Source organism: Paenibacillus kribbensis, from assembly GCF_001705305.1.
GTDB lineage: Bacteria > Bacillota > Bacilli > Paenibacillales > Paenibacillaceae > Paenibacillus > Paenibacillus kribbensis_B.
Genome location: NZ_MCBP01000003.1, coordinates 460,541 through 476,637 on the forward strand (window position 1 = coordinate 460,541; position 16,097 = coordinate 476,637).

General features: G+C 46.3%; 17 protein-coding genes, 6 tRNA genes and 1 riboswitch. Of the genes, 16 read left to right on the forward strand and 7 right to left on the reverse strand.

The annotated features are described in order from the left end of the window. Window positions 1–5: 5 nt before the first annotated feature. Window positions 6–81, forward strand: a tRNA-Asn gene (locus BAZ21_RS08025). Window position 82: 1 nt separating this feature from the next. After that, a tRNA-Ser gene (locus BAZ21_RS08030) sits at window positions 83–171 on the forward strand. Between the two features lie 192 nt (window positions 172–363). Here the strand turns inward: BAZ21_RS08030 and BAZ21_RS08035 are convergent. Both BAZ21_RS08035 and BAZ21_RS08040 read right to left on the reverse strand, forming a co-directional pair. Next, on the reverse strand, window positions 364–1,245 hold the full coding sequence (locus tag BAZ21_RS08035; protein WP_068498790.1) for a Cof-type HAD-IIB family hydrolase: 882 nt from the start codon (window positions 1,243–1,245) through the stop codon (window positions 364–366). 68 nt (window positions 1,246–1,313) lie between these two features. Next, window positions 1,314–2,075, reverse strand: a complete 762-nt coding sequence (locus BAZ21_RS08040) for a DeoR/GlpR family DNA-binding transcription regulator (protein ID WP_068498792.1) — start codon at window positions 2,073–2,075, stop codon at window positions 1,314–1,316. A 245-nt stretch (window positions 2,076–2,320) separates the two neighbouring features. Between BAZ21_RS08040 and BAZ21_RS08045 the strand changes: the two genes are divergently transcribed. The 6 genes from BAZ21_RS08045 to BAZ21_RS08070 all read left to right on the forward strand — a co-directional run bounded on the left by BAZ21_RS08045 (window position 2,321) and on the right by BAZ21_RS08070 (window position 4,280). Further along, window positions 2,321–2,392, forward strand: a tRNA-Glu gene (locus tag BAZ21_RS08045). Between the two features lie 86 nt (window positions 2,393–2,478). After that, window positions 2,479–2,554, forward strand: a tRNA-Lys gene (locus tag BAZ21_RS08050). A 15-nt stretch (window positions 2,555–2,569) separates the two neighbouring features. Beyond that, window positions 2,570–2,652 (forward strand) — tRNA-Leu (locus BAZ21_RS08055). 162 nt (window positions 2,653–2,814) lie between these two features. Then, on the forward strand, window positions 2,815–3,270 hold the full coding sequence (locus BAZ21_RS08060; RefSeq protein WP_068498794.1) for a MarR family winged helix-turn-helix transcriptional regulator: 456 nt from the start codon (window positions 2,815–2,817) through the stop codon (window positions 3,268–3,270). Window positions 3,271–3,455: 185 nt separating this feature from the next. After that, the gene (locus tag BAZ21_RS08065) at window positions 3,456–3,830 is read left to right on the forward strand and encodes a helix-turn-helix domain-containing protein (protein WP_068498796.1); all 375 of its coding nucleotides are present in this window, start codon (window positions 3,456–3,458) and stop codon (window positions 3,828–3,830) included. Between the two features lie 66 nt (window positions 3,831–3,896). After that, window positions 3,897–4,280: a helix-turn-helix domain-containing protein gene (locus BAZ21_RS08070; protein ID WP_068498798.1), complete on the forward strand. Its 384-nt coding sequence runs from the start codon at window positions 3,897–3,899 to the stop codon at window positions 4,278–4,280. Between the two features lie 76 nt (window positions 4,281–4,356). On the opposite strand, the gene BAZ21_RS08075 is transcribed toward BAZ21_RS08070, so the two are convergent. Beyond that, window positions 4,357–4,578 carry a hypothetical protein gene (locus BAZ21_RS08075; protein WP_007429344.1) on the reverse strand — a complete coding sequence of 74 codons (222 nt, stop codon included), beginning with the start codon at window positions 4,576–4,578 and terminating at the stop codon, window positions 4,357–4,359. Between the two features lie 323 nt (window positions 4,579–4,901). After that, complete coding sequence (locus BAZ21_RS08080) at window positions 4,902–5,639, reverse strand: urease accessory protein UreF (RefSeq protein ID WP_068498801.1); 738 nt, start codon at window positions 5,637–5,639, stop codon at window positions 4,902–4,904. A gap of 256 nt (window positions 5,640–5,895) precedes the next feature. On the opposite strand from BAZ21_RS08080, the gene BAZ21_RS08085 reads away from it, so the two are divergent. Then, window positions 5,896–5,978 (forward strand) — tRNA-Leu (locus BAZ21_RS08085). 93 nt (window positions 5,979–6,071) lie between these two features. Here the strand turns inward: BAZ21_RS08085 and BAZ21_RS08090 are convergent. Then, entirely contained in the window at window positions 6,072–6,557 is a 486-nt protein-coding gene (locus BAZ21_RS08090; protein WP_068498803.1) for a glutathione peroxidase, read from the reverse strand. A gap of 463 nt (window positions 6,558–7,020) precedes the next feature. Continuing rightward, window positions 7,021–7,193, forward strand: a riboswitch (cyclic di-AMP (ydaO/yuaA leader). A gap of 117 nt (window positions 7,194–7,310) precedes the next feature. On the opposite strand from BAZ21_RS08090, the gene BAZ21_RS08095 reads away from it, so the two are divergent. The 5 genes from BAZ21_RS08095 to kdpC all read left to right on the forward strand — a co-directional run bounded on the left by BAZ21_RS08095 (window position 7,311) and on the right by kdpC (window position 12,659). Next, window positions 7,311–7,706 carry a hypothetical protein gene (locus BAZ21_RS08095; protein WP_043890908.1) on the forward strand — a complete coding sequence of 132 codons (396 nt, stop codon included), beginning with the start codon at window positions 7,311–7,313 and terminating at the stop codon, window positions 7,704–7,706. Between the two features lie 191 nt (window positions 7,707–7,897). Beyond that, the gene (gene kdpF, locus BAZ21_RS30195; protein WP_081752060.1) at window positions 7,898–7,975 is read left to right on the forward strand and encodes a K(+)-transporting ATPase subunit F; all 78 of its coding nucleotides are present in this window, start codon (window positions 7,898–7,900) and stop codon (window positions 7,973–7,975) included. 142 nt (window positions 7,976–8,117) lie between these two features. After that, window positions 8,118–9,794, forward strand: a complete 1,677-nt coding sequence (kdpA, locus tag BAZ21_RS08100) for a potassium-transporting ATPase subunit KdpA (RefSeq protein ID WP_068498804.1) — start codon at window positions 8,118–8,120, stop codon at window positions 9,792–9,794. 53 nt (window positions 9,795–9,847) lie between these two features. Beyond that, window positions 9,848–11,878 carry a potassium-transporting ATPase subunit KdpB gene (gene kdpB, locus BAZ21_RS08105; RefSeq protein ID WP_068498806.1) on the forward strand — a complete coding sequence of 677 codons (2,031 nt, stop codon included), beginning with the start codon at window positions 9,848–9,850 and terminating at the stop codon, window positions 11,876–11,878. Window positions 11,879–11,933: 55 nt separating this feature from the next. Continuing rightward, window positions 11,934–12,659, forward strand: coding sequence for a potassium-transporting ATPase subunit KdpC (gene kdpC / locus BAZ21_RS08110; RefSeq protein WP_068499040.1), 726 nt, complete (start codon window positions 11,934–11,936; stop codon window positions 12,657–12,659). A gap of 142 nt (window positions 12,660–12,801) precedes the next feature. Here the strand turns inward: kdpC and BAZ21_RS08115 are convergent, their stop codons facing one another. Continuing rightward, entirely contained in the window at window positions 12,802–14,121 is a 1,320-nt protein-coding gene (locus BAZ21_RS08115) for an Nramp family divalent metal transporter (protein ID WP_068498809.1), read from the reverse strand. A 250-nt stretch (window positions 14,122–14,371) separates the two neighbouring features. On the opposite strand from BAZ21_RS08115, the gene BAZ21_RS08120 reads away from it, so the two are divergent. Then, on the forward strand, window positions 14,372–14,698 hold the full coding sequence (locus BAZ21_RS08120; RefSeq protein ID WP_068498811.1) for a hypothetical protein: 327 nt from the start codon (window positions 14,372–14,374) through the stop codon (window positions 14,696–14,698). 150 nt (window positions 14,699–14,848) lie between these two features. Continuing rightward, window positions 14,849–15,268 (forward strand): thiol-disulfide oxidoreductase DCC family protein, encoded by a 420-nt coding sequence (locus BAZ21_RS08125; protein WP_068498812.1) that lies wholly within the window; start codon window positions 14,849–14,851, stop codon window positions 15,266–15,268. 11 nt (window positions 15,269–15,279) lie between these two features. On the opposite strand, the gene BAZ21_RS08130 is transcribed toward BAZ21_RS08125, so the two are convergent. After that, complete coding sequence (locus BAZ21_RS08130) at window positions 15,280–16,071, reverse strand: DUF3153 domain-containing protein (protein ID WP_068498813.1); 792 nt, start codon at window positions 16,069–16,071, stop codon at window positions 15,280–15,282. Between the last annotated feature and the right edge of the window lie 26 nt (window positions 16,072–16,097).

Sequence of the window (16,097 nt, forward strand, 5' to 3'; positions counted from 1 at the left end):
AATGTTCCCTGATAGCTCAGTTGGTAGAGCACTCGACTGTTAATCGAGTTGTCACAGGTTCGAGTCCTGTTCGGGGAGCCATGGAGAGGTACCCAAGTGGCTATAAGGGGACCCTCTGCTAAGGGGTTAGGCTGCGAAAGCGGTGCGAGGGTTCGAATCCCTCTCTCTCCGTAGGTTTTTTGTAACAGAAAAGGACGCTCGTGTGCATCGGAATGATGCTTGCGAGTGTCCTTTTTGTATATATCCCTTTTTGTCAATAATCCGTTTTGAAATACGATGATCGGAAAAATCTGTATAAGCGGGACTGGAAAATGTATATAATAACGGATTAGGCGAAATGGTGCTGCACAAACATGTGAATTTTCAGTTTACAATGTCAGCTTCAGCCTCGACGGTTTTGAGTATGTTCAACAGAGCATGAGCGACGCCATCCTCCACATTGGTCAGGGTCACTTCGGAGCAGACGGCCTTGATGTCGTCGTTTGCATTGCCCATGGCGATGCCTTTTCCGGCCATCGTCAGCATGGAAATATCGTTATAGCTGTCCCCGATCGCCACGGTCTCCTGCATGGGAATGCCCAGATGATTCGCCAGATAACGCAATGCATTGCCTTTGGATGCATCTTTGTGCTCGACTTCAAAGTTACGGTCTGAGGAGATAACCATGTTCAAATCGTGAAAACCTCGGTAACGCTCACGCCCCCGATCCAGCTTGGCTTGATCAAAGGAGAAGCAGAGCACGTTATAAATCTCCACATCCAGTGGAATGTCCTCGTATGAGGTGATGCGGATAAGCCCTGTCTGTTCATATTGCTTTTCGGCTGCGTGTAATAAAGTGTTCAGCGAAATATCAGGATTGGCGCTTAGCAGACGGTCCATTTCCACGGCAAGCAATTGATGACCGTATTGTGGAGAATAAATTGCGCGGTCTGTCATGACCTCATAGTAAAAATCGTTTTCGCGCAGCCAGTTCAACACTTCAAAGGTTTCATCTCGGTACATGGGTGTAGAGGTTAGCTGGCGGCGTTGTGTATCGTGTACGGTCGCGCCGTTTGCTCCAATGACGGGGGCTGCAAGTCCAGCTTCCTCTAGCTTGATCCAGGCATCATAAGACGCTCTGCCAGTAGCAATCGCCACCTGAACGCCTTGCTGCTGTGCCTGGCGTATAGCCTCGGTGTTTACTCTACTTATTTTTCCTTCCTCATTCAGAAGTGTTCCATCCATATCAATCGCAAACAGTTTCATTTCTCCATCTCCTGTCTTTTTATATCTTTTTGTCTGGGTTTTGAACTACAGCAGATCGACTTCATTTTCTATGAGGGGACAATAACCTCAATATCATGATGTTGAAAAATTTCCAGCATTTCCGGGTCTGGCAAGCGGTCGGTGATCACGATATTGATTTCGGATAGATCGGCAAAGCGGTAAGGAAATTTTTTACCGAATTTTGAATGGTCCGCAAGGATAATCACCTGATCTGCCTGTTTCATCATCTGATGCTTCAGCATACCGTCCTCTTCATGAATCAGACTCAATCCATGGGCGGATATACCTCCAATCCCGATAAAGGCTTTGTCTACAAAATAGTGGGACAAGGTGGCGACGACGGAGGAGCCGTATACGTATCGGTGTTCTTTTTGCAGACGACCTCCCAAGAGATGAATAGATACACCGTCTTTTCTGGACAGCACGTCAGCCTGATTAATGGAATTGGTGATGACCGAACATTCCTGTACATTTAGTTTTTCTGCACACGCCTGCACGGTAGTGGAGGAATCCAGTATGATACGATCCTTATTTCGAACCAAGCTGGCTGCCAGTTGTCCGATCACTTGCTTTTCCTCGGATACAGTGAGCAGTCTTTCGTTATAATTTCTAATGGAATCGTGATGGAGTGAAGGGAGAATAGCGCCGCCGCGGGTACGAATAATCTTTTGATGCTCCTCAAGCTTTACCAAGTCGCGACGAGCTGTATCTCGCGATACACTAAAAATTTCGCAAATATCGTCCACCGAAATGCGCTTGTGGAGCTGTAAGTAATCAACGATTTGAAGCATTCGTTCTTCCTGATACATAGGCAAGCTCCTTTGGTATAAAATGATTTCGGTTTATGTAAGTGATTATAAGTAAATGTAAGTGAATTTGCAATAAATCATCCATAGACTTCTGAAATTAAATGTATTGAGACACATTTCGTAAGCGAATATGCGTTTTTATAATTTAGCGAGTGTCTTATTTAAAATTTTCAAAATTAAGTATTGCCATTCTCTAATCTATTTGATATACTCTTTCTTGTCGCCAAGTTGGCGTATGAAAATAAGGCCCGTTGGTCAAGGGGTTAAGACACCTCCCTTTCACGGAGGTAACAGGGGTTCGAATCCCCTACGGGTCATTGTTGTTTTTATAGACTACATGTTACATGCTTAAGAGGAATTCCTGAGGTCTGGTCTAATGGCGGACAGCTTGGATGAATAGCATGAGCCATTAGCTCAGTTGGTAGAGCACCTGACTTTTAATCAGGGTGTCGAAGGTTCGAGTCCTTCATGGCTCACCATTTATTTTTTGTTATGCGGTCGTGGTGGAATGGCAGACACGCTATCTTGAGGGGGTAGTGAGCGTACGCTCGTGGAGGTTCGAGTCCTCTCGACCGCATCAATGGATTAAACGGAAAAGTCTCTCGCGGCAGAGGCTTTTTTTGTTTGTTTAGTGATGTATGAAGTAATGATTATGAAGAAATAATGATTCCATAGTATAATATAATGCCATAATGTTATAGAATAATAAGTATAAACTTATGAAGTGACGGTGAAAAATATGGACACTCAACTGTTAGGAAATATATCAGAAAATATTTTGGGCTTGTTTCCGATTGTGAAGAAGAAATTTTTCGCCTACGGTCCGCTTGATTTCCCATTGCATTTGTCGCCTAATAACTTTCAGGTGCTAATGCTCCTGCGAGAAGTACGTTCGTCTACAGTATCTGATTTGTCCAAACAGCTTAATGTCTCACGTCCGAACATGACTCCTCTTCTGGATAAGCTGGTGGAGCATGGGTTGGCTGACCGCCAGTCGTGTGACTCGGATCGTAGAGTCGTGAATGTGGCAATTACAGAAGAAGGCGACGCTTTTTGTGAACAGGTATTCCATACCTTTTCCAATAAAATTCAAGAGAGACTGGTGTATCTGCCGGAAGAAGATTTATTGCACTTGAGTGAAACATTGAACGAATTGAAGCAGATTTTACTTAAAATCGACAGCTCTAATCTGTAATTGGTGTATACGAACCGACTGGAGGCCGCCGTTTTCTTCGGAAAATAGGCGGTTTTTGTTGCATATTGTGGTATAATGAAAACCAACATACATAATTCGGCAATTTTGGCACACGTGATCTTTGAAATGGGAACAGGGCACATGATATCGTTATTTGAGAGCCTGCTAGGGAGGAAGGGACTTCTATGCAATCTATTTACCAACGTATTGAGCAACTTATCAAGGAACGGGGGATGACCAAAAAAGCGTTCTGCGAGCAACTGGGTATTAGTACGGGAAACTTTGGAGATTGGAAAAGAGGAAAAACGACACCAGGCACGAATAAACTCATTGAAATTGCTTCGTTTTTTAATGCCAGTCTGGATTGGATTATGCTGGGGCGAGATGTGCAGAGTGAGGTGCTGAAGGAGTCGAGAGACCTTTATTTTTTTGGAGCTTCAGGGCAACTGAATTGCCAGGGGGATTCACTTAGTGAGGCGGAAAAGGACTTTATACTTGAGTATATTGAATTTACTCGTTTTCGTAAAGAGAAAAAACAGGGCAATTCAACTGCCAAATAATGATTTGCTTGAGGTTTGAAAAGGAAATATCATTCGTAAAAGTTATGGTGTCGGAGGGGAAACATTTTGGGAGATCAAACTATTTATCAGCGGATTGAAGCTTTGATTAAGGACCGGGGAATGACCAAGAAGGCGTTTTGTGAAAAGCTCAAAATCAGTTCAGGGAACCTCGGTGATTGGAGAAGAGGGAAAACAACGCCGGGTACGATGCATCTAATTCAAATTTCGGACTTTTTTAACGTATCGCTCGACTGGTTAATGAAAGGGATCAAGCCGGGAGAAGGCGTACTCCAGGAGCAAAAGGCTGCTTATTTTTTTGGGGTGATGGGGCCATTGGATTGCCAGGCAGAAGATCTGGATGCAGAAGAACAGAATTTTATTTTAGAATATGTTGAATTTGCAAAATACCGCAAGCAAAAAAGAGAGAATAACAAAGCAAAGCCGGAATGATCTTTTTGCTTGAGATTACCCGGGTGAAAACCCGTAAAACGGACTGGCGGGTTCGAATTACGAGTTTATTTGGGTTTTAGAGTGGTGATGCCTCCTTATAGTCGTTATCGTCAATGTTCAGAATTGCAGCAACTTTTTTTCTGTACCTTTGTGCTTTGCGGGTGCCATGAATCAGATTGGATAAACGTGAAGGCGGAATGTTGTGTGTCTCGCAAAATGTTTTCTGATCCAGTCGAAGTTCGACAAGCCGTTGTTTGATGGCCCACCCGAAGGAGGTGACAGGCATTTTGTTGTTCAAGAGAAATCGCCCCTTACGGATTCTGTCGGAATAATTGGTGTGTTATAATAATCATCAGTAAACATGTTAGAATTAACCATCTGAAACCATGATACACTTTTATACGTGTTTTTACAATCGAAAATACGTTATTTTATTAAATTAATTACTTAATTAAGTGAGAAATTTGTAAAATCCTGAAGTGCTAAGTGACCTGAATCATTCATCTAGAACCTGTTAACGGTGTGAAATTGCGGTTATGCTTGGATAAAAAAAGCACTCTGCCACTTGGGGAAAGCGGTAGGGTGCTTTTAGTGTTGCAACCGAATTGGTGAAGCGGGGCATCAGGGGGATGCTGGAAGGCGTTTGGACAGGCCGGGGGAGGGAAACAGCCTCACCTCATCCAGTCGGCTCTTACGACTCATATAAGGGGGATGAGTAATGTAGGAACCGGGCCAATGTCTGTGAAGCAGCTCTTGTTGAAATGTAGCTGACTCAGGCGCATTGAATTTTTTCCATGTAGTGAGCAATTCGTCGGTCATGCGCTCGATGAGAGGATTTTTTTCCTCGTAAGGAGTATTTAGCAGTTTGGAAGCATCTTCAACGCAGAAGGACACGGCTGCGGCTAGATAGCCGTGAATGGTCTGCTCCACACCATTTCCAAGGAGAAAGTTGATCCACGTATGAACGGTAGCGAGTGTGCCAATTGCGCTGTAATGAATGAGTATCGCTTCAAGCTGATCAAATTCAAGCCAAGGATACAGAGCTTTGGCAAGCTTGATCAGGCGCTGACCAGACAGGCGTGACTCTTTCGCGTGTTGTAGAGAGGAGCGTTGGGTATGCAGCATCTTATCAATAAGAGCGATACGCCAACCATCCTCCTGTTGAATGGCCACATACAGGCTTTTGATCGCCATACCGTCAAGCGTTGTGAATTGAGGATACAAGTCGTTCCGCATGTAATGTTCCAGGTCTTGCATACAGGTCAAGCGTCCGTTACGGAATAGTTCTTCCAATCCGTAAGATCGGGTGAAGCCGCCGACGGGTAGGGAAGGGTCCAACAATAATGCGTAATTTAGCAAGCGGTTGCCTTTGTGCAGGGTGGTTCGCCTCCTTGAATTAGCGTTATATTATTTGACATTAAAATTGAGTTTATTTGAATTGCTTAAAGTATTATGTAATATATATTCACATTTATATTGCTTTGATGTCAAATTAAATATTTCTATAGCTCTAATATGTAATTTAATATTACATATTAAATAATTATTGAATTTGGGTTTACAAATATAAGATAAGGGAGTATAATAAATCTGTTGCCTCAAAACATTATGATTTGCGGTCGTGGTGGAATGGCAGACACGCTATCTTGAGGGGGTAGTGGGCGTACGCCCGTGGAGGTTCGAGTCCTCTCGACCGCATTATATGTAAGACACGGTTACAAATAGCAAAAAACAAAAAAAGCATCCTGACACGTTTTGCGTGAAGGGATGTTTTTTTGTTTTAATCGAATCTTATTTTTCCTTTAAAAGCTTTTCAATATCTCCTGCTAGCTTATCCGGAGTTGTTTGTGGTGCATAGCGCTTAAATACGTTACCTTCGCGTGTGATTAAAAATTTCGTAAAATTCCACTTGATCGCTTTGGAGCCTAATACGCCTGGAGCTGTTTTGGTAAGGTGGCGAAATAAAGGGTGTGCCTGATCACCATTGACATCTGTCTTGGCAAACATCGGAAAGCTAACTCCGTAGTTGAGCTGGCAAAACTCCGAAATCTCCTCGCTAGAACCCGGCTCTTGCTTGGCAAATTGGTTGCTGGGAAATCCCAAAATTTCGAGCCCCTGCTCCTGGTACTGGTCATACAGCTCCTGAAGTGCTTTATATTGGGGAGTTAGCCCGCATTTACTGGCTGTGTTCACGATGAGTAGAACTTTCCCTTCATATATGGATAACGGGATTTCTTTTCCTTGCAGGGTTTTGGCAGCATATTCATAAACGGTCATGATGTCCCTCCTAATTAGATATTCTACAATTAAATTGTAAGCAATTTTATGGAAGGTTGCAAGCCTGAAATAGATGTAACGTATGTTCTGTTCCTGTAAAATCGTATTTTGTTCAAAATGGCAAATCGCGCTGCAAATGGAGCGAATTGCGGTGTTTCTCATCGTAAAAGCAGGTTCAATCGGCGTTTATCTGGTGTATATAGCATGTTTTCTTTCACTTTTACAAAAAAAGGGCAAAACTTCTCCCCTTACGCCAATATTGACATGCCTGTCATTTTCAAAAAGGGGTGAAAAACAGAGTTTCAAGGAGCTGGAAGAAGCATAATTGAATTGTAAGCGCTATTATTAATATTTTGTGCTCAAAAGGCCGATTTATGACCCCACAAGTGAGCTTTACAGTGTTCCTCGCGCGGGTGTATGATTCAAGACGTAATTTCAAAATAACAAGAATGAACAGCAACAAATTATCTAATCGCTGAATTTTGCAGTTGCAAAAGCGGGGGAACCAATCGGGATGTATGCGGCTTTGGAAGCCGTAATCTCATGGGGTGAATTTTCCGGCCAAGTGCCGGAAATAGGGCGACTCTCACGTCCAAATCCGACAGCTAACCTCGTAAGCGTACAGGGAGAGGCAACAAACCGCCGTGATGCAGCCATGGTTTATTTTATCATGGATATGTAAGAAGCCGGAGGAAAGCCTTTTTCCTTTGGCTTCTTTTTTGTTGTCTTTTTATACCGGGAGAGGAGCTACTGATGGAAGGTCGGTTAATTATCGTCACTGCACCGAATGAAGCGGGCAGAAGTTTTGTGAAATTGCTCATGTTCAAAAAACTGGCGTTTGCGGTACTCACCAATAGCGCTCAGGAGGAACGACAGCTCAAAAAAATGGGTGTGGAGCACATTGTGCGCATCAATACGATGCAAGCGGGAAAATGGAATTTTCCCAAAAAAGAAATTGGTAGCGTGTATTTGTTCGAAAACAGTATGAATCTGACTTGCCGTTTCCTGCAAATATGCCGGCCACTGACATCAGATTTGATCTATGTCATCACGCACGGCTGTAATCCACAAGGAATTTATCGGGGATTGGGAGCGGATCATGTGATCTACACATTGAACGGAGAGGTGGGTTTTCTACTGAACGGATAAGCGCTTATAACATAGTTGTTTTAGATTTTATAGTTTTATGATGAAGTAAAAATGATGATCAAAGGACCGATACGGGAGGGCTTGAACATGATGGATATATACATGCTGCTCGTGCTGGCTGTGAGTTATGGAGCGATACTGCTATTTGTACGCTGGTGCGATGCGCAGACCTCTAAGGGAGGGCGAAGAGGATGATTGTTGTGCTTGCGCTCACGGCTATGGTGTTGGTGTATTTAATCTATGCGCTCCTGAACCCTGAAAAGTTTTAAATCGCTATAAGAGGAAACGGACAGGAACAGCAGATCCGGTATCACAGGTAGCGGGTTTGGCGCAAACGTGTGCACTCGCTTGCTGGTCTGAGTCAGGTCTGTTGTTCTACACGTGCAGGAGCATTTTAAGGAGGAATTGAGGATGGAGCTGCTGCAAATCGGAATTGTGATTGTCATATTGCTGCTCTTGGTAAAGCCGGTAGGCACCTATATGTATCATGTATTCTCAAATGAACCGAATCGGACGGATCGGATTTTTGGTAGAACGGAAAAGCTGATTTATAGGATTGTAGGCTTGAAGAAGCTGGAGAATATGCGTTGGACTACGTATGTTATGAGCTTTCTTGCGACCAATGTCGTGCTTGTAATCATCAGCTATGTGCTGTTGCGTTTGCAAGGAATGCTTCCCGGGAATCCGGCTGGAAACGGCAATATGGAAGCGTCATTGGCTTTTAATACGGTAATCAGCTTTATGACCAATACGAATCTCCAGCATTATAGCGGAGAAAGCGGGCTTACGTATCTGACACAGATGGCGTTTGTCACGATGATGATGTTCACTTCGGCGGCTTCCGGATTTGCTGTTGCTGCGGCTTTTATGAGAGGATTGACGCGGCGCGGTGAAGGAATGGGCAATTTTTTTCAAGATTTTATCAAGTCGATTACACGGATTTTCCTGCCGCTGGCCTTTGTGCTTACGCTGGTACTGGTTGGATTGAAAGTACCACAGACGCTGCAGCCTACGGCGGATATTACGACGCTGAGCGGAACACAGCAGCAGATTGCTTTGGGGCCCATTGCTTCGATGGAATCTATCAAGCATTTGGGTACGAACGGGGGCGGTTATGCGGGAGCCAACTCTGCGCATCCTTTTGAGAATCCAAGTCCCTGGACGAACGTTCTGGAGATTTTAGCGATGTGGGTAATGCCGGCTTCGCTGCCGTATACCTTTGGCTTGTTTGCCCGTAATCGCAAGCAGGGCTGGATTATTTTTAGCTCGATGATGGTATTGTTCCTCATTTTTCTGTCCATTACGTACGTGTCTGAGAAGACGGGGAATCCGCTGATACAGGCGCTGGGTGTGGATGCTTCTCAGGGAAGCATGGAAGGGAAAGAGGTTCGCTTCGGCATTGGACAATCGGCCTTATTCACTGCGGTGACGACAGCGGCAACGACAGGTTCGGTCAATAATATGCATGACACACTGACCCCGCTGGGTGGTATGGCGGCTTTGGGTGAAATGATGCTAAATGTCATTTTTGGCGGCAAGGGTGTCGGGCTGATGAACATGCTGATGTACGCGATTCTGGGTGTGTTTATATGCGGACTGATGGTCGGAAGAACCCCGGAATTTATGGGCAGGAAAATTGAAGGCAAGGAAATGAAGCTGATCGCGATTGCCATTCTGGTACATCCGTTTCTCATTCTGGCGCCGACTGCGCTCGCTTTTATGAGTCATTGGGGATATGATGCGGTCACAAATCCCGGATATCACGGGCTGACTCAGGTGCTCTATGAATATGCGTCATCTGCGGCAAATAACGGCTCAGGATTTGAAGGTCTTGCAGATAACAACGTGTTTTGGAATGTTACAACAGGGATAGTAATGTTCTTTGGACGATATGTATCCATGATTGCACTGTTGGCTGTTGCGGCTTCGTTGAATGCCAAAGCGCCGACACCGGTGACGACGGGCACACTGCGCACGGACAACAAGCTGTTTGGGGCCATTCTGATCGGAGTTGTCCTGCTGATTGGTGCGCTGACCTTTTTGCCCGTCATTGTATTGGGGCCTGTAGCTGAATTTTTGACCATGTGATGAAGAATGAGCATGAAGAAGAAATTGAGAATGGATGAACGGGGTGCTTGATCATGAAGGAACAACGTAAACGCATGCTGGACAGAAGCATCTTGAAGCATGCGATCAGGGATAGCTTTGTGAAATTAAATCCGATGCTCATGATGAAAAATCCCGTCATGTTCGTCGTGGAGATCGGCACACTGGTTGTGCTGCTGATGCTGCTGTTTCCCGGTTATTTTGGAGCTGACAAGGAAATGGGCTTTAACCTGGCTGTTTTTGTTATTCTGCTGTTCACACTGCTTTTTGCCAATTTTGCCGAAGCGCTCGCGGAGGGGCGGGGCAAGGCGCAAGCGGCCTCTTTGAAAAAATCCAAGCAGGATATACAGGCCAACAAGCTTGTCGGAAATGACATTCAGGTGGTGAGCTCAACAGAGCTGCGTAAAGGGGATATTGTGCTCGTATCCCAGGGTGAGATGATTCCCGGTGACGGCGAGGTTATTGAAGGACTGGCCTCGGTGGATGAATCCGCGATTACAGGGGAATCGGCTCCAGTCATTAAGGAATCGGGTGGTGACTTTTGCTCGGTAACGGGCGGGACACGGGTAGTTAGTGACCGCATCAAGGTGCGGATTACGGCAGAGCCGGGCGAAACGTTTATTGATAAAATGATTTCGCTCGTGGAAGGGGCACAGCGGCAAAAAACGCCGAATGAAATTGCGTTGAACACGCTGCTGATCAGCTTGACGATTATTTTTTTGATCGTGGTGGTCACGCTGGCTCCGATTGCCCGTCACTTTAACATTGATTTGCCTGTACCAGTCTTGATTTCGTTGCTGGTTTGTCTGATTCCGACCACGATTGGAGGGCTGCTGTCGGCTATTGGGATTGCCGGTATGGACCGGGTCACCCAGTTTAACGTGCTGGCGATGTCAGGCAAGGCGGTAGAGGCATCCGGGGACATCAACACGATGATTCTCGACAAAACGGGTACCATCACCTTCGGGAACCGGATGGCGAGTGAATTCGTGCCTGTAGGGGGCGTGGAGAAGGCAGAGCTGGTAAAGTGGGCAGCGTTGAGCTCTATGAAGGATGAGACGCCCGAGGGACGCTCGGTGCTGGAATTGATGCGCAAGCAGGAGTACACGCTGGATGAATCCTTGGCGGCAGGCGGAACCTTTATCGAGTTCAAGGCGGAAACCCGGATGAGTGGTCTGGACCTGGCCGATGGACGAAAGGTACGCAAGGGTGCGGTGGACTCTGTTCGGCAGTGGATCATATCGCAAAAAGGCAGTGTTCCAGCCGATCTGGAGGAAACAGCGAATCAGGTGGCATCTGAAGGGGGTACACCGCTGGCAGTCGCGCTGGATGATCAGATATACGGCATTCTTTATTTGAAGGATACGGTGAAGCCGGGCATGAAGGAGCGGTTCGATCAGCTCCGGGAAATGGGTATTCGTACGATTATGTGTACCGGGGATAATCCGCTGACAGCAGCTACCATTGCACGGGAGGCAGGTGTGGACGATTTTGTAGCTGAAAGCAAGCCGGAGGATAAAATCGCGGTTATCCGCCGTGAGCAGGAACAGGGCAAGCTGGTGGCCATGACCGGTGACGGCACCAATGATGCTCCTGCGCTGGCGCAGGCGGATGTCGGTCTTGCCATGAACAGCGGCACGGTCGCGGCCAAGGAAGCCGCCAATATGGTGGATCTGGATTCCGATCCATCCAAAATTATTGAGGTGGTCGCCATCGGCAAGCAGCTGCTCATGACACGCGGCGCTTTGACAACGTTTAGCATCGCGAACGATGTTGCCAAATATTTTGCCATTATCCCGGCGATGTTCATGCTGGCCATTCCACAAATGGGTGCTTTAAACGTCATGGGGCTTGGCTCTCCGCTGTCTGCTATTTTGTCGGCGCTAATCTTTAACGCGGTTATTATTCCGCTCCTGATTCCGCTGGCGATGAAGGGCGTAAAGTATAAGCCGATGAGCTCGGACCGCCTGCTCGGACGGAACCTGCTGATTTACGGTTTGGGCGGTATGGTGGTACCATTTGTCGGCATTAAGGCCATTGATTTGCTGGTGCATTTATGGATTTAAGCAGCCTGGATGAGGATGCATTTCAGATACAATGGAAGCGGAAAGGGTGATCAACATGAGTGGGTTTTATCGTATGTCTGGGCGCAGATTTGCTGCACACGAGAAAGCCGGTTCTGCCGGACGAGGCAATAACGACCCTACAGAGACGGGGGCTGGGTCGGAGGGGCAGCCGGAGAGACAGGAGATGCGGGGAAGCACGGTCATCGGAGTCGCTTTGCGCACCTCGGTCCTGATGATCCTCTTGTGTGGCTTGGCATACCCGCTCGTTAGCACAGGAGTGGCACAGGTACTGTTTCCGCAGCAAGCCAACGGCAGCATGCTGCAGAATGCGGAGGGACGGGTAGTCGGCTCTGAACTGATCGGGCAATCCTTTGCCAATCCGGCGTTTTTCCAAGGGCGGGTATCGAGCGTTGATTATAACGGGGCTGGTTCAGGCTCAAGCAACTACGCGCCGTCGAATCCGGCCTTGATACAGCGAGTCAAGGACTCCATTGCCGCTTGGCAGAAACAAAATCCGGATGTGCCGGTTAGCGAGGTTCCGGTGGACCTGATTACGAACTCCGGCTCCGGTCTGGACCCGCATATCTCGCCACAGGCGGCACAGGTACAAATTCCACGTATTAGCAGCTTGACGGGAATCCCGCAGGATCAGCTGAAAGCACTGGTACAGGAGCACACCGAAGGCCGTAGTGCCGGCGTGTTCGGAGAGCCGCGTGTGAACGTGCTCAAACTGAACCTCGCGCTTGAAGCGCAGATGAAGGTAGAGCCTGCCAAGCGGTGAAACTGGCCATACGGAATTGATAGAGAGTAGAGTAAATAGGAAGATATAATCTTTATAGCAAAGTTTACAGAAAAAGGTATCCCCTGGGTGAAAGGCCCGTGGGATACCTTTTTTGTTGGTAGAAAGAATTGTCGGCAGCAGTTTATCCTGAAATCGTCTGAATAATGAGTATCACATTCAAGATAATAATGATTGCAGTCACGATCCAGGCTAATACCTTTTGCCACATTTTGTTGGCAAATTCACCCATGAGATTTTTGTCACTCGTAAAGAGCAATAGTGGGATGATGGCAAAAGGCAGTTGGATGGACAGAATGACCTGACTCAGTACAAGCAGTTCTTCCGCTCCTTTTTCACCAGCGATAGCAGTGACGATTACCGCTGGAATGATTGCGATGAGTCGCGTTACCAGACGACGCAGCCAAGGGGGAAGACGAAGGTTGAGAAAGCCCTCCATGACGATTTGTCCAGCTAACGTACCTGTAACGGTCGAATTCTGGCCGGAGGCGAGCAGTGCCACCCCAAATAGAATGCTTGCGAGTGTGGTTCCCAGCAAAGGCGATAGCAGATAGTAGGCGTCGCTAATTTCGGCTACATCTGTTTTTCCGGCAGTATTGAACACCGCTGCTGCCACGATCAAAATGGCGGCATTAATAAATAGGGCAAACATAAGCGCGATACTGGAATCCCAGGTTGCAAATTTAATAGCTTCCCGTTTACCAGCTGAAGTCTGCTCAAATTTGCGAGTTTGTACAATGGATGAATGCAGATACAGGTTGTGAGGCATTACGGTAGCGCCCATAATACCGATCGCAATATACAGCATGCTTGGGTTGGTCAAAATTTGTGAATCTGGCACAAATCCGCCCAGTACATCGCCCCATGCTGGCTGTGCCAACATGAGATTGATGCCAAAGCACCCAGCGATTGTCGCCATTAGCACAATGACCAATGTTTCCAAAGCCCGAAAACCTTTGTTTTGCAGCAATAAAATGAGCATGACATCAAATGCGGTAATGATAACGCCATACAGTAGCGGTAGACCGAACAGCAGCTTCAGTGCAATGGCTGAGCCGATGACCTCGGCCAAATCCATGGCTGCAATGGCAATTTCGCATAAAAGCCACAAGCCGATTGCGACGGGACGACTATAGGCATCGCGGCACATTTGTGCCAAATCTTTACCTGTGGCAATGCCAAGCTTGCCGGATAAGGCTTGCAGCAGAATAGCCATCAGGTTGGAGACCAGAATGACACTAAGCAGCGTGTAGCCGAATTTTGCTCCGCCTGCGATGTCTGTAGCCCAATTGCCGGGGTCCATATAGCCGACAGCGACCATATAGCCGGGGCCGGCAAAGGCGAGAAACTTCCGAAACCAGGTACCGTCCTTAGGGACGCTCAAGGAGCGATTCACTTCCGATAGTGAAGCGATTTCCATCACGTTGCCCTTTGTATTTTTCATACGCTTCACCTTCTTTATTCATGATGAAATCTAGTATTAGTGACATAGCGATTGTACTATCTCTATTGTACACCTACAATAGTTTTTGTCTAGTGCAACTTTTATGTGGACAAGCAAATTAATCGTATTTTTTAATGATTCATTTTGTGTGGCTCGTTTAAAGTACATATGAGAAGGAAATCATGTATTTACATACCGATAGATCCCCGACCATTTGACATAAACGCCAAAATTCATTAAGATGGCTTAGGTGATTCTGGTCACCAGGTACGAAACAAATTTGAAAAATACGGGTGATATGATGTCTTACAGACCGAATATTGTTAATTTCACGCTGGCTGGCAGCAACGAAAAAGAAGGGCTTTATGAGTTTAAAATGAGTTTGGCCGATGGTACGGAGTGCCGCGTTTTTTCTCAACGTAATCCGGAGTGGACCTTGACGAATATTAGTCGACTGCTAACGACACCTTGCCCGGTATGCCATAAGGATTTTATCTGCAAGTGTATGGATCAGTTTCATGAAGAGATTATAGGACAAATTAATGCCAAACAACTGTTCGAGAAAGCATTGAGCTAGTTCCCGAACTGGTAAAAGTCGATACATTTTTAAACAAGCGTCGGATGATTTCGGCGTTTTTTTGTTACTGTTTTTCTGCTATATGTATTTTTGTTATATGCATAAAGTTGATTGCATTCAAGCTGTTGATTCCTTGGAGGTGCAAGTATTATGAAGCAGTCTGATCATTTGGATCATTCAATTGTGTTGGTAGATGGGGTATGCCATTTTTGTCAGGGTGCGACTCGCTTCATTATCAAGCGTGACCCTGAGGGGATATTCCATTTTGGTTCCCTGCAATCCGAGGAAGGACAAAGGCTTTTGCGTGCAGGAGGACTATCTGCAGATCAGCTGGATACGTTTGTATTGATTGAAGACGGTGTGTATTATACAAGGTCAACTGCGGCTTTACGGATTGCCAGACGTCTTCGTTTTCCATACCCGCTGGCCTATGCTTTCATTCTGATTCCCCGCTTTATGCGCGATGCTGTCTACAACGTGGTAGCGCGTAACCGATACCGCTGGTTTGGCAAGGATGAAGAGGATCAATGCCAGATCCCCCCACCAGAGATTCGGGAACGATTTTTTTAGGTATTCAGGGTTTAAGATTCAGAGGGGTCAGCTTTCCTTTTGGAGCGATGACTACGAATCAGCCATATCACAATTGCCACAATCAGTATCAAGCCGGCAATAGCTACATACACGATATGTCGTAAATTCGGTACGTTGATGGATAATTTTAGCTCATTAGATTCTAGTGGCGCAATATCCCAACGCAGTGTTTTTCCGTCTTCCGATACACTGTCCGCATTGCTGGCAGCGGGTTGGATCGGTAAGGACAGGCTAAAGTTAAGATCAAGCTGCCGCTCCAGTAATTTGCGCGCGAACACATTCATTTGCTGTAATTTGTCACTCAGTCCCTTAGCTTCTTCAGGAAGCATTCGTGGCAGATCAAGCTTCATCGTAAGATCATAATTTGTTGCGAAAAAATGTTGGGTCACAATGCGTTTTATTTCTAATCCCTCGGGCAGATTGAATTCCTGATTGGGATTTTTTCCGTTTGTGCTCCAATTTCCTTGATAATGTCCCTTGAATTGATAGCCCTTTCTCCCCTGTTCAGCTAGCGGCTGAACATCCACATGGTTGCTTTGAAAACGCTTGGCTAATCGATCCAGCAGCCCGGGATTATCTAACATCACCAGCGTCTGATTGTTCACACTGAACGATGCATCCATATCTACACTCCGATCGAGATGAACATCTACATGGATATCCCCCCGAGCACACGAGGTAAGGATAGCCAGACAGCACAGCAGCGTAAAAACGCGCAGTATTTGCCGAATTCGATGTTGCTGACGTCTGTCCTGATCAGGGCTGTGTTCTGTTTGCTTCATGATTTGCACCTTCTTTATATACGTTC